Below are 12,685 nucleotides of genomic sequence, written 5' to 3'. Positions count from 1 at the left end.
ACGCTTACTCATTAGCTAACAAATTGAAAAAAACGGCTTATAACTAAGAGGTGGCCACTGTTACCTGAGTCACTGTCATTGGTCATTAACCGACAATCACCCTGTTACGTCCGCTGGACTTGGCCTGATAAAGGCCGGCATCAGCCCGGCTCATCACTTCACGCACATCCTCCAGCCTTCCTGCCTGCGCCACACCAACACTAATGCTGATTTGAATGCCAGGGTAGCCGCTAAAACTTAACGCATGCACCGATAAACGCAGCTGCTCGGCCACTTCAGTGGCGCCGGCTAAATCGGTATTGGGTAACACCACCAGAAATTCTTCACCACCGGTACGACCCACTCTGTCCTGTGCCCTGAGCTGTTGTTTTAACAAAGCCGCTGTTTGCACCAGCACCTGGTCGCCGGCATCGTGGCCGTAATTGTCATTACATTGTTTAAAATAATCAATATCAATCAATAACAAACACCATTGTTGGTTGTTGTGCTGCGACTGCTGACGCACAGTTTCGGCAAACCATAAAATACTGCGTCTGTTGGCCACCCGGGTTAATTCATCGGTCATCGCCAGCCGGTGGAGCTGCCGGTTACGCTGAATTTGTGAAATGGCGTAAAACAGCGCTATGAGCGCCAGAATAATAAAAAGCGCAATGGCGATATACTGCCAGCGCTGCGCTGACTCCAGCACTTGCAACTGTTGGGCTGTCAGCTGATTCTGCGCTTGCAGCTGATTGTTTTTTTCATCTTTTAATTCGGTATCAAACTGATACCGCAGTAAGGACTCGCGCTGTTTTTTACTCAATGTGTTCAGTTGTTGCTCCAGCAGATTGGCTTGCAACAGCTGCTGATAAGCCCGGTTATAATCGCCGGCCTGCGCCAGCGCTTTAGACCAGGAACGATGTAACCACATGGAATAACGTGGGTTTTCAAGTGCGGAGATCAGTTTTTCTGCTTCGCTGAATTTTTCAAGCGCCGGTGCTAACTGGCCTGTGCCGGCCAACGCTTCGGCCTGGTACAACACAAAAAGCTCAGCATTCACGATTTTTTCACCACCGCCCTGCTGCTGATATTGCAGCAGCTGTTGCTCAACTTTGGCGGCAATCTCCAGACTTTCACCAAAACGCTCCTGCTGATTGGCCACCCACATTAAATCCACATCGGCCGCAGCTGCATATAAAGGTTCGCCAATTTGCAGATATAACTGTTTGGTGCGCTCCAGCATCTGTCTGGCCATTTCCGGTTTACCGGTTTCACCATAGATAAAGGCTTTTTGCTGCCACAAAAAACCAAGGCGGTATTTATCCCCTGGTGCGGCAAATTCTTTTTCCGAAAGCTCCAGATATTCCAGCGCTTTGTCATATTCACCCATACGGCGCAGCGAAGTAGCAATACTTTCCACTGTGTCACCAATGCCAAAACGGTTGCCCAGTTTTTTGTATAACTGATTGGCTTCAAACAGCTGCACCAGCGCTTCACCGTTGTCACCGCGGCTTGACAACAGCTCGGCATAAAACGATAAAGCCTGGGCCTTGGTCAGCGGATCTTCGCTACGGCCAGCCAAAGCAACGGCCTGCTGCAAATCGGCATCCTGTTCTAACAGCTGGTTTTTGTTGCCATAGTGATAAGCACGACACAGATAAAAATGCGACAGGTTCACCAAGTCCTGATTCATTTCAACCTTGTGTAAAAACTGATTGGCAAAAGCAATACCCTGATCGGGTTTGTCATAGAAGTCGGCGTAACATTTCTCACGCTGCAGCCGGCGCTGACGTTTGACGTCATCCGGTGGCACTGCAGCTTTGAGCTGTTGCATAAAATCGTCAATAGCTGCACGGTCGGCAAACACCAGATCGCCATTATCCAGACGCTGGATCAGCGAATCAAAGGCTTGTGCATCTGAGGCCTGCAGCAGAAAACTTTGTGTACACAACACCAAAGCACCAAGACCAGTCCAAAAACTTTTGATCTGCTTGGCCCATAACCAGGCTCTTTGGTGTTGTTTTCGCAAATAAACCTCCGAAGCGGATTGTTAACTGCAATAACCATCCGGGTTTTGTTGTTGCCAGCGCCAGGCGTCACGCACCATATCTTCCAGGCCACGCTCAGCTTTCCAGCCAAATAATTCCAGCGCCAGCGAAGGGTCGGCATAACACTCAGCAATATCACCAGGCCGTCTTGCCACAATCTGATAAGGCACTGCCACCTGATTAATGTCACTAAAAGCTTTGATCATTTCAAGCACACTGTAACCACGGCCAGTGCCCAGGTTTACCGCCACTAAGCCTGGTTGTTGCTGCAAATACTGCAGCGCTTTTAAATGACCGGATGCCAGATCCATCACATGGATATAATCACGCACACCGGTACCGTCTGCTGTGGCATAGTCATCGCCAAATACCGCTAACTGTGCTCTTTTGCCAACAGCCACCTGACTGATAAAAGGCATTAAGTTATTTGGCACGCCATTTGGGTTTTCACCAATCAAACCACTGGGATGGGCACCCACCGGATTAAAATAACGTAATACGGCTATCCGCCAGGCTGGATCTGAAGCCTGCAGATCCGCAAGGATATATTCCAGCATCAGCTTACTCTGGCCATAAGGGTTGGTGGCCGAGCGTGGCGCATCTTCGCGGATTGGCATCTGCCGCGCATCCCCATACACAGTGGCCGAAGAGCTGAACACCAGCTGTTTTACACCATGGCGCGCCATTACCCGGCACAGTGTGACAGTACCTGCGACATTATTGTCATAATACGCCAGCGGCTGCTCGGTTGACTCGCCCACCGCCTTTAAACCGGCAAAATGCACGACAGCACTGATCTGATGTTCAGAAAATACCCGCTCCAGCGCCGCTTCATCGCGGATATCGGCTTTTACCAGCGGCACCTGGCGACCACAAATTTGCCCAACCCGCTCCAGCGCCTGCGGCTGTGAATTGCTGAAATTATCCAGCGCCAGCACCTCAAAACCGGCCTCGAGCAAGCAGATAGCGGTATGAGTGGCAATATAACCGGCGCCCCCGGTCAGTAAAATCACGGGCATTTGTTTGTCCTTAAGGCAATACTTTACGAAATGGTTTGACGGTGCTTTGTTTATATACACCTGCAGCCAGATAAGGATCAGCCGCAGCCCACTGCTGGGCATCCTGCAATGACGCAAATTCAGCCACCACCAATGAACCGGTAAAACCGGCTTCACCCGGGTCTTCTGCATCCACTGCTGGTAATGGACCAGCCACTAACAAGCGGTTTTCAGCAGCCAGTTGTTGTAAACGCGCCAGATGCGCCGGACGGGTAACTTTACGCTGCGCCAGACTATCGGCGACGTCTTCAGAATAAATCATGTAATACATCATGCACTTCCCTTCAGTTATTGGCCGAAGATAACAGATAGCCGCCCTGTTTTCCATGATGCACTGCGCATCAGGCTGCAGATAACAGCTCGCATAAACTTTGGCTTACTGCCTGGGGCTATACCAAGCTTTTTTACCTTCTGTACTTTGTTGCCACATCGCCAATATATTGAGTCACGCCAAGGCAAAGCTGCATTTTAAGGCGAAAAAAAACCAGCTTGTGCAGCTGGCTTTTATGAGGTCTGAACCCACAACTGGGATCAGGCAGTGGCGTCGTTACCCAGGCGTAATTTACGCTCGTTGTAAATATCGACCAGTCCCTGCATTTGTGCCGCATCATAAGGCACCAGATTACTCAGGATCATCCGTTTTTCGCCGGCACCAATCACTTCAGCACCATCCAGCAATTCAAATTTCAGTAACACATTGCCTCTTTTGCCGTCAATCTCCAGGCTTGAATCGGATAACTTTAACTGCGGGCAGTTGTCACTAAAACGGAAAAACTGCAGTGCCATACTCTGGTAAATCACCAACGGGCGCTGTGGATGGATCATGACCTGATGTTGCTGCATCAGCGGCTGCAGAATATGCGGGAAATTCTGACCGGAGAAACGCACATAATCACGTACCAGGGCTTCGATAAACTGACAATTTTGTTGTTTGTTGCCGCTTTGCTCCAGCACCAGATAAGATTTGTGGTTCTGATCAAGCACTTCAACGCTGTTGCCCTCTTCACGGCAATGCAGCACCACATCAGAGCCAACCATGCCATTAAAAGTGCAGCTCAGACGTTCCGACAAACCGTATTTGTGCAGCAAAAAGGCAAACAATAAATCGCCCGGCACACAAAACCTTTTGCTGTCTTCATCGTGGATCGGATTAAAGTCTGACGCAATATTTTTGGCAAACTGACTGGCCTGTGCCCGGCTAAAACTAAACTCTTCACCCTGCACATTTACATATGGCTGTAACAACATCAAAAATTCTCATCCTGTTCGCAAGACGCGGAGTGTAACAAAACAGTGGCAATACAATGGTTTTACCAGTATCTGCAGCAATAACAAGGCTTAGCCGTTGTTTCTCTTTACAAAAATGCCTTGCACCAAAAAGCACTGTATATTTTCACAGTTTTCGCTTGCTTTTTAAACGAAGCCTGATTACTGTATACACATCCACTGTATATGCAAACAGTTATCCGAATTCAGTCAGGGGCTTTATCATGATCCAGCACAGCTATCCATTACCTTTGTCCGGTATCCAGTTTGGCAAAACTTTCACTTTGCCAGCAAAAGCAGCCACAACGCTGAATGTACAAGCTGTGTTAACAACCCTGGCTGCGCTCACCCAACAACAAGGGTTGCAGCATGGCTGGTTGTTAGTCATTGCCCCACCATGGCAGCTGACCAAACAAATGCTGGAACAAGCCGGTATTCAAAGTCAGCGTATTTTATTGATCCCACAAAAACAGATTGGCCGTTTTGATAACCTGATGCGCGATGCGTTAACCTGCTCCACCTGCAGTGCTGTGGTGAGTTTTTTACCTGAAGATCAGCATGAGCTGGAAGATTACCGTTATTTATCTGCTAAATACGGCACGCCGCTGGTGAATCTACCAACAGATGCTTTTGTACAACATCAAATGGCGCATTAACCATACATTAACCACAAAGATATGCGGCTCTCTTCATGACGCCGGATTTGCAATGCAGATGTTCACTGCGGCTTGAATGGCAAAAATTGAATGGCTAAAAAGCGCACAACACACAACAGGGCAGGCTATAGAACAGATAACTTCGGTGATTGAGGCACCCTACCGGAGGTTAACAAAACAGATTACACTTTGCGCCCCGTCATCAGACTCTGCTGTAGTGGTCAAACTGCAGACAGCACCGCGACAACAGGAGCAAAACATGTGGTGTTATTGTGGCTCAGGACAGGCGTTTGCCAGCTGCTGCCAGCCTTTTTTAACTGGCACAGCACAACCCCAAACAGCACTACAGCTGATGCGTTCCAGATACAGTGCTTATTGCAGCGGCCATATTCAATACATTAAAAACACTTACCATCCAAGCCAGCAATCAGACCAAGCCACGGCAGAAATCGCAGCTTTTGCAAGCGCGGCCCATTTTGTCAGTTTGTTGGTGTTGCCAATCAGCGATAACAACATGCTGCAACAACAAATGCCGCACAATGACTATCTGATTGCACAGTATGGCACTTTAACCCCGGCAACTGTTACTCCTGCCACAGCAGCACCAATGGCGGAAGGCTGTATCGATTATGTGCACTTTATCGCACGCTTTATCATGCAGGATAAACTGCAGCAGCTGGAAGAACGGTCCAGATTTATCTTTGAACAGCAGCGATGGTGGTATCTGGATGGTTATTTATTGCCGCATGCCAATCAGAAAATTAACCGCAACGACCTCTGCCCTTGTGGCAGCGGCAAAAAATACAAAGTCTGTCGCCCGCACCTGATGTCCGCACAACAAAGTTAATCAGCTACCTTGGCTCACTCAGGCGTGCATTTCCTGCAAAATATCAAATAAAGCCGTTGGATCCGGTGTGATCACATCGGCTTTTTGTTTTGCCAGATGGCGCCTGGTATGTACATCCAGACTATCCAGCAATTCGGCCGATAGTTTCTTGCCGTCATGACGCACCACAACAGGTGGGGGTGCCAACAACTGTTGTAAGCGGCACTGCGCCAAACCACCGTGCATCAGCGCCTGATGTTGAGCCGTTAAACAGCTGATATCCTGAGCCTGCATGGCAACATCACGCTGTTGTTGCACGCCAAGTTGTTGGTACAAACTGGGGGTGCCAGGCTCAGCTTCGCCTGTTGGCAGACAAAAGGCCGCCATTTCATCAACTGCCGGCGATAACATCGCCAGCCACAAAGCAAAATCAGCGCGCTGATGCTGTAACAGCGCCTGATTTAATTGTCCCTGTAATTGCCATTCGTTGACCAGCTGCAGCATAAAAATAATATTTTTAATGAAAACTGCTGACTTTATCGGCAGTTAAACAGCTTTCTTAAGTTTATTTCTTTACATCGACGTTTGATTTGATAAGATGCCGGCCACGTGGAGGGGTTCCCGAGTGGCCAAAGGGATCAGACTGTAAATCTGCCGGCACTGCCTTCGAAGGTTCGAATCCTTCCCCCTCCACCATCTTCCTGCTACTTCAGCACCTCTGAAATTCATCTATCCAGTACAAATAAACCCAACAAATTTCAGCTGTTTACCAACTTGCGTATTCACCTTTTGTTTCGCACAATCTAATCAGGTTTTGTCGGCCGGCTTGCTGCATGCACAAATTAGATCTGTCTGGACTGCACATACTGGTGGTTGATGATCAGCGCCCTTTTCAGGTGATGCTTAAAGGTATTCTGAAAAGTCTGGGCATGGTCAATATCCAGTTTGCCAACAGTGGCGAACAGGCGCTGAACAGATGTAGCCAAACCGAATTTGATTTGTTGTTTGTCGACTATAACCTGGGGGCAGGTAAAAATGGCCGCCAGTTACTGGAAGACTTAAGAGAAAAACAACTGCTTAAACCCAGCGCCATTTTTATTATTGTGACAGGTGAAAACACCGTCAGCATGGTGATGAGTGCCGTTGAAACCGAACCAGACGACTACTTAATCAAACCTTTTTCACAGAGTCTGCTAAAAACCCGCCTTGTTAAGCTACAGCAAAAAAAACAACATTTGGCTGCGTTGTATGAAGCTTTATATCAGCGTCAAAGCGAAGATGTGATTGCCGAATGTGAAAAGGAAATCAACAACAATGGCCGTTATGAACAATATTGCCGGCGGGTGCTGGCAGAAACTTTATTAAATCAGCAAAACTTTCCGGCACTTGAGCAACTGCTCAGCGACAGTATGCAACAAAGACGCCCGACCTGGGCGTTGCTACTTTCTGCCCGTGCCAGGTTACAACAACAGGATTACCAGGCTTGTTCACAGTTATGTGATGAGATTATTGAGGTCAACCGGCTTTGTGCCCAGGCGCTGGACATTAAATGCCATTGCCAGTTAGCCCAGAGCGACACAGCCGGAGCCATGCAAAGTATCAATCAGGCCATCAACATAGCGCCTTTTCAGCTTGGCCGGCAGTATTTATTGCTGCGGGTAGCGCGCCAGGCCACCAGCCCTTTGGATATGGTGCAGGCCAGCAAGCAAATTTACGAATTAACCCGGCGCACCGCCAAACAAGATGTGATGCATCTGCTCAATTACATCAGAACCATGCTCGACGCCATCGGCAGTCTGGATGAACCGGCCAAACGCAATAAATTACAACAGGAAACCCTGTTGTTATTACACCGCAGCCAAAAAGACGAACTGGCGCTGAAAGACGTTGATTTTGAGCGTTTTGAACAACTTTGTATGGCCAGACTGAACGCTATTGAAGGCCGCTTTCACCAGGCGAAAAAAACCGCCGACAAGGTATGTGACAAGATGACAGGGACTGAAGCGGAAACGCCGGATCTGGTGATGCTGCTGATGGACATTGGTGAATTTGAAGGCGCAGATCATTTTTTTGCCAAATATAACAGTCACACCACACCGGATCCGGTGCTGGCCGATATGCTGGCGCAACATCAGCAACAATCGGAAGACAAACGCCAGCAGCTGAGCACACTCAATAAAGCCGGTATGGACAGATATCAGGATGGTAAATATCAGGAAGCGATGCAGTTATTCGAACAGGCATTACAAGTAGCGCCTGCCAATACGGTGGCAGCGCTGAACTTAATTCAGGCGATGTTACAGGTGCTGGAGTCACAGCAAAAACATAAATCTCTGGTGCTCTACCAACGTTGTCGTCAGGTGTTTAAAACCATAGAACAAGCGCTACTGATGGAACACCACCAGCAGCGTTACACAGAGTTACAGCAGCAATATCAGAGTTATCGCCAGGAATTAAAACAAAGCAGCTGAACCTGAACTGCTCACACAATCGCAGCTCAGGCTTGTGGCTGCGCCAATAACGCAGATAACTCGGAAAACAACACACTGGCACCAATACGCATCAGCTCAGGCTGCGCCAGACGACCGGTAATATCTTCATACATCGCCATCAACTCCAGCGCCTGCGCTACTGTACGTACCCCACCGGAGGCCTTAAAGCCGACAGGACGTTTTGCCGCCGCTATTACGGTCAGCATAATACGGGCCGCTTCCATGGTAATACCAACAGGGACTTTGCCGGTGGACGATTTGACAAAATCAGCTCCACATTCGATGGCGAGTTCAGTGGCTTTAATAATTTGTTGTGGAGTAACCAATTCACCCGATTCGATAATAATTTTCAGGCAGGCTTTGCCACAGGCTTCACGCACATCATACAAAAAGCTTTTTACCCGGCCAGTGTCACCGGCCAATAACGCCTGATAAGGCAGCACACAGTCAATTTCATCAGCGCCAAGTGCCAGTGCCTGCTGAATTTCCTGCACCACCATATCGGCGGCAGCATTGCCGGATGGAAAGTTCACCACTGTGGCAAGTGTGCTTTGTACACCAAGCTCAGCCAAACGATCACGGCACTGGGTTAAAAACGCCGGGTACACACAAAAAGCTGCCGGCAATTTTGTGCTCAGCATATGCTCTGCCAGCCATGCCGCCATCTCTGTGCTGTTGTCATTGTCGGTTAAACGGGTTAAATCAAGCAGCTTGAGTAACTGCTGTAGTTTTAGTTGATTTGTCATCGCAGAGGTCCTGGATCCGGGCCGGCTTTTGGCTGTTATAGGAGTGCCGGCTTGTTAAGTCACTTTGTCGGGTGTGCGATTAAAACAGAAATAGTTGACACAAATAAAGCCCTGCCACGCAGAAATACCAACAAATAACCCGAAAGCTGCTTGTTGTCGTCATGGCCGCGCAGCTGTCTGAAACCATCAGCCTTGTTGCGCCAATACAGCAGCAAAGTTTCATCAGTGCAACGGCTTTGTCTGTACGCCGCGGTTTATGTTGTCAGAGCAATTGCAGTAAATGTTGATGCTGCTTAAACCATTGTTTTGCCTGTTTAAACTCAGGGTAAAACTGCGCCACCCTTTGCCAGAAGGCGCTGGAATGATCCATATGGCTTAAATGCGCCAGTTCGTGCACCACCACATAATCGGCCACCCAGGACGGCGCCAGCATCAGGCGCCAGTTAAAACTGAGTTGCCCTTTACTGGTACAACTACCCCACTTACTTTGCCAGTTTTTGATCTGCACTGCGCTGGCCTGCACCCGCATTTGTTGTTGCCAATACAACACTCTGGCCGCAAACCACTGCTGTGCCTGCTGCTGATACCAGGCGCTTAGCAACTCCAGCTGTTTTCGCCGGCGTCTTGCTGTACTGACACGATTGGACAACTGCAGCCACAAGACCTGACCATCACGGCTCACCGCACTGCAGCTGTCACTCACCACCTTTAACTGCAGTTTTTCATCAAGCAGTGGTAACAAACCCGCGACTAAATAATCAGGCGGCACTGCGGCCTGTTGCTGAAGCTGCAAATGCCGTTCTACCCATTGCTGTTTTTGCAAAATAAAACCATCAATTTGCTGTTTAGCAACACCTGTTGGTGCCAGCACTGTCAGTTGCCCATCACGGATCTGCAGCGCAACACTGCGCCGCCGCCCTGATGGCTTTAACTGGTATGGGATGGCAGTAAACTGGCAAATCTCAGACAAGGATGGAACTCTTTGGCTTGTTTTTGGCCCGGCAGCATAACGGATGCAGGCTTATCCGGGCAATACTGCCACTTAGCAGCCCCTCAATCTTGATGTTATGATAAGCGGCAATTGCATTTTAGACTTCACACAGGCTCAGGCATTATGAAAATTATTTCTTTTAATATTAACGGACTACGTGCGCGCCCTCATCAACTGGCGGCACTGGTGCAAACACATCAGCCGGATTTTATTGGCCTGCAGGAAATTAAAGTGCATGACGATGAATTTCCAATGGATGAAGTCAAAGCACTGGGTTATTCGGTATATCACTTTGGCCAAAAAGGTCATTATGGCGTGGCTATTCTGAGCAAAACCCCGGCTGATAGGATGTTGTATGGTTTTCCAGGCGATGAAGCAGACGCACAGCGCCGTATGTTGATTGGCCGCTGGACTCTGGCCGATGGCCGCAGCTTTACGTTACTCAATGGTTATTTCCCACAGGGCGAAAACCGCGACCACCCCACCAAATTCCCGGCCAAACAAAAGTTTTATGCCGATTTAATGCAGTACCTAGAGCAGAACCATAAACCAGACGAATTGCTGGCAGTGATTGGTGACATTAATATTTCGCCGCTCGATCTGGATATCGGCATTGGTGAACCGAACCGCAAACGCTGGTTAAAAGAAGGCAAATGTTCATTTTTGCCGGAAGAACGCGACATGCTGCAACGTTTAAAAGACTGGGGCCTGGTTGATACCTTCCGGGTGTTGCACCCTGAACGTACTGAGCGTTACAGCTGGTTTGATTACCGCTCCAAAGGTTTTGACGACAACAGAGGTCTGCGCATCGACGTAGTGATGGCTACAGCTCCACTGGCCGCTTTATGTGTGGAGTCAGACGTTGATTACGAGCTGCGGGCGATGGAACGACCTTCAGATCATGCACCTGTCTGGTCCAGCTTTAACCTCTGAGTACATCATAAAAAACGTTCGCTTGATAACCGCTGTTGACACGGCTTGTGCTGCCTGGGCTGTTACAGCAGCCCTGGCATAAATAACAACAGGAGCTGATAAATGCTTTGGCTGTTGTGCTGGCTGCTGCCGCTTTATTATTTAACGCTGGACAACAAGCTACTGACGCTGTGGCAACAGCCGCTTTTGCGTCAGTTGTTCGCCGGCATTGGTCTTTGTTTGTTGGTGCTGTGGCAGGTTAAAGCGCAGCTGCCACAGGGGCCTGCATTACATTTTCTTGGGATCACAACTGCAACCCTGTTGCTTGGGCTCAGGCTCAGTCTCTGTTTGATCCCTGCGGTAATGCTCACCACTGTTGCCGCCACCTGGCTGGTGGTACCGGCTAAACTGGGCTCAGCTACTTTATGGCTGGCAGACTGGGCTGTGCTGACAGTGCTGGCTTTGCAAAGTTATCTGCAGTTGTATCTGGTACACAAACAATTTGGCCAGCAGCTTTTTGTTTATATTTTTCTTGTGGCTTTTATTGGCTCGGCTTTATGCACAGTTAATTTTGTGCTGCTGCAAAGTACTGTATTGTATTTGCTGCAACCAGACGCCGCAGTGGATATTGCCAGTTATCTGGCGTTATCGCCGTTATTGGCCTTGCCCGAAGCTATTTTAAACGGCATGGCCATGACGTTATTGCTGGTGTACCGGCCAGAATGGGTCGCCACTTACAGGCCACATGTTGATCAATAAAGACCACAGCAGACAAAGCGGATTATCTGGCAGGCTGCTCTTTATAAACGGCGCTCTGTTCTTCTGACAACCGCTCTGCGCTTTTTATAAAGAGCTCTGCTTGTCTGCAAATCGTTCAGCTTGTAACACAGACTATAAATACTGGCGGATAAAGGTTTTATCCAGTTGTCTGACCGCCAGACTTAACAAAGTGGCCAGATCGGCATAACAGGGTTTGGCGGCAGGTCTAGGTACGGCCACACCGTTTTGCTGCATTTTATCGGCAATATCCAGATACCATTGCAACATGGCAGGCGGCAACACTGAATCGGCTCTTTTACCCAGCCAATACCAACCTTGCAACGGCAATGACAACATAAACAATGTACTGGCCAAAGCTGGCGCCAAATAACTTTGCCCCATCCATTGCAATTGCACCAATAGCGAAATCACGCTAAAGGCCGGCAACAGTTGTTGTGCCCTTTTGGTTAGGCGAATAATTTGATTTTCCGGAAAGACACTGTTGAGCTCGTCCACCAAAGGCCAGGTCTGACTATAAACAACCCCCTGCTGCAGGGTGGCAATTAAACTGCGCTGCATCTGAACCCCACGACCTGATGTACTGCCTTTTACCTTAGCATAAGTGCTGGCGCTGCGACCAGTTCGTTTCAGCTTTTATCAGCCGGTACCGCCAACAATAAAAGCAAAACAGGAACACAGTGTAAATTATCCCGACAATAACAGCGGTTACATTACCGGAAAGACCCGCACAAATGCACAGCTGCCTATAGGCTCCTGACTAAATTGCTATTTTTTAACCTCTTCACACACTTTTACATCTTAGCTGATATAACAAAAAATATGCCAGTCAATTTAATAATGAAATTTCATTAACTTATAAAACATAAACAGAGAAATGCACAAAGTTACCCACAGATTCTGTGGACAACTTTTATCTGATAAAACCGGCATT

The 12,685-nt window shown here is 48.6% G+C and carries 13 protein-coding genes and 1 tRNA gene; 6 read left to right on the top strand and 8 right to left on the bottom strand.

Annotated features, from left to right (window positions below):
* Nucleotides 1–85: 85 nt before the first annotated feature.
* From V7P87_RS05235 to V7P87_RS05220, 4 genes are all read right to left on the bottom strand, one after another.
* The gene (locus V7P87_RS05235; protein WP_333796484.1) at nt 86–2,008 is read right to left on the bottom strand and encodes a GGDEF domain-containing protein; all 1,923 of its coding nucleotides are present in this window, start codon (nt 2,006–2,008) and stop codon (nt 86–88) included.
* A gap of 21 nt (nt 2,009–2,029) precedes the next feature.
* On the bottom strand, nt 2,030–3,046 hold the full coding sequence (gene galE / locus V7P87_RS05230; RefSeq protein ID WP_333796483.1) for a UDP-glucose 4-epimerase GalE: 1,017 nt from the start codon (nt 3,044–3,046) through the stop codon (nt 2,030–2,032).
* 10 nt (nt 3,047–3,056) lie between these two features.
* Complete coding sequence (locus tag V7P87_RS05225) at nt 3,057–3,356, bottom strand: YciI family protein (RefSeq protein WP_333796578.1); 300 nt, start codon at nt 3,354–3,356, stop codon at nt 3,057–3,059.
* A gap of 260 nt (nt 3,357–3,616) precedes the next feature.
* Nucleotides 3,617–4,333: a DUF3581 family protein gene (locus tag V7P87_RS05220; protein WP_333796482.1), complete on the bottom strand. Its 717-nt coding sequence runs from the start codon at nt 4,331–4,333 to the stop codon at nt 3,617–3,619.
* A 242-nt stretch (nt 4,334–4,575) separates the two neighbouring features.
* On the opposite strand from V7P87_RS05220, the gene V7P87_RS05215 reads away from it, so the two are divergent.
* Together V7P87_RS05215 and V7P87_RS05210 are read left to right on the top strand one after the other, a co-directional pair.
* Nucleotides 4,576–5,007, top strand: coding sequence for a SulA-like leucine-rich domain-containing protein (locus tag V7P87_RS05215; protein ID WP_333796481.1), 432 nt, complete (start codon nt 4,576–4,578; stop codon nt 5,005–5,007).
* A gap of 259 nt (nt 5,008–5,266) precedes the next feature.
* Nucleotides 5,267–5,854: a YchJ family protein gene (locus V7P87_RS05210; RefSeq protein WP_333796480.1), complete on the top strand. Its 588-nt coding sequence runs from the start codon at nt 5,267–5,269 to the stop codon at nt 5,852–5,854.
* An 18-nt stretch (nt 5,855–5,872) separates the two neighbouring features.
* Here V7P87_RS05210 and V7P87_RS05205 read toward each other — a convergent pair whose 3' ends face one another.
* On the bottom strand, nt 5,873–6,337 hold the full coding sequence (locus tag V7P87_RS05205) for a VC2046/SO_2500 family protein (protein ID WP_333796479.1): 465 nt from the start codon (nt 6,335–6,337) through the stop codon (nt 5,873–5,875).
* A gap of 107 nt (nt 6,338–6,444) precedes the next feature.
* Here V7P87_RS05205 and V7P87_RS05200 point away from each other — a divergent pair.
* Nucleotides 6,445–6,529 (top strand) — tRNA-Tyr (locus V7P87_RS05200).
* A gap of 137 nt (nt 6,530–6,666) precedes the next feature.
* Nucleotides 6,667–8,304 (top strand): tetratricopeptide repeat-containing response regulator, encoded by a 1,638-nt coding sequence (locus tag V7P87_RS05195; RefSeq protein WP_333796478.1) that lies wholly within the window; start codon nt 6,667–6,669, stop codon nt 8,302–8,304.
* Between the two features lie 26 nt (nt 8,305–8,330).
* On the opposite strand, the gene deoC is transcribed toward V7P87_RS05195, so the two are convergent.
* Together deoC and V7P87_RS05185 are read right to left on the bottom strand one after the other, a co-directional pair.
* Complete coding sequence (deoC, locus tag V7P87_RS05190) at nt 8,331–9,071, bottom strand: deoxyribose-phosphate aldolase (protein ID WP_333796477.1); 741 nt, start codon at nt 9,069–9,071, stop codon at nt 8,331–8,333.
* 262 nt (nt 9,072–9,333) lie between these two features.
* Entirely contained in the window at nt 9,334–10,041 is a 708-nt protein-coding gene (locus V7P87_RS05185) for a M48 family metallopeptidase (protein WP_333796476.1), read from the bottom strand.
* 144 nt (nt 10,042–10,185) lie between these two features.
* On the opposite strand from V7P87_RS05185, the gene xthA reads away from it, so the two are divergent.
* Nucleotides 10,186–10,995, top strand: coding sequence for an exodeoxyribonuclease III (xthA, locus tag V7P87_RS05180; protein WP_333796475.1), 810 nt, complete (start codon nt 10,186–10,188; stop codon nt 10,993–10,995).
* Nucleotides 10,996–11,097: 102 nt separating this feature from the next.
* Entirely contained in the window at nt 11,098–11,733 is a 636-nt protein-coding gene (locus V7P87_RS05175) for an energy-coupling factor ABC transporter permease (RefSeq protein ID WP_333796474.1), read from the top strand.
* A gap of 132 nt (nt 11,734–11,865) precedes the next feature.
* Here the strand turns inward: V7P87_RS05175 and yfbV are convergent, their stop codons facing one another.
* Nucleotides 11,866–12,312, bottom strand: a complete 447-nt coding sequence (yfbV, locus tag V7P87_RS05170) for a terminus macrodomain insulation protein YfbV (RefSeq protein WP_333796473.1) — start codon at nt 12,310–12,312, stop codon at nt 11,866–11,868.
* Nucleotides 12,313–12,685: the final 373 nt, after the last annotated feature.

It is taken from the genome of Rheinheimera sp., from assembly GCF_036782235.1.
Classification (GTDB): domain Bacteria; phylum Pseudomonadota; class Gammaproteobacteria; order Enterobacterales; family Alteromonadaceae; genus Pararheinheimera.
Note: the sequence above shows the minus strand (reverse complement) of the source record. Positions and strands in the feature narration are given on the sequence as shown.

Excerpts from the sequence above, each read along its gene's own strand:
- V7P87_RS05220 (WP_333796482.1), bottom strand. The coding sequence starts at position 4,333 with ATGTTGTTACAGCCATATGTAAATGTGCAGGGTGAAGAGTTTAGTTTT.
- V7P87_RS05215 (WP_333796481.1), top strand. The coding sequence starts at position 4,576 with ATGATCCAGCACAGCTATCCATTACCTTTGTCCGGTATCCAGTTTGGC.
- deoC (WP_333796477.1), bottom strand. The coding sequence starts at position 9,071 with ATGACAAATCAACTAAAACTACAGCAGTTACTCAAGCTGCTTGATTTA.
- V7P87_RS05175 (WP_333796474.1), top strand. The coding sequence starts at position 11,098 with ATGCTTTGGCTGTTGTGCTGGCTGCTGCCGCTTTATTATTTAACGCTG.
- V7P87_RS05210 (WP_333796480.1), top strand. The coding sequence starts at position 5,267 with ATGTGGTGTTATTGTGGCTCAGGACAGGCGTTTGCCAGCTGCTGCCAG.
- xthA (WP_333796475.1), top strand. The coding sequence starts at position 10,186 with ATGAAAATTATTTCTTTTAATATTAACGGACTACGTGCGCGCCCTCAT.
- V7P87_RS05225 (WP_333796578.1), bottom strand. The coding sequence starts at position 3,356 with ATGTATTACATGATTTATTCTGAAGACGTCGCCGATAGTCTGGCGCAG.
- yfbV (WP_333796473.1), bottom strand. The coding sequence starts at position 12,312 with ATGCAGCGCAGTTTAATTGCCACCCTGCAGCAGGGGGTTGTTTATAGT.
- V7P87_RS05195 (WP_333796478.1), top strand. The coding sequence starts at position 6,667 with ATGCACAAATTAGATCTGTCTGGACTGCACATACTGGTGGTTGATGAT.
- V7P87_RS05205 (WP_333796479.1), bottom strand. The coding sequence starts at position 6,337 with ATGCTGCAGCTGGTCAACGAATGGCAATTACAGGGACAATTAAATCAG.
- galE (WP_333796483.1), bottom strand. The coding sequence starts at position 3,046 with ATGCCCGTGATTTTACTGACCGGGGGCGCCGGTTATATTGCCACTCAT.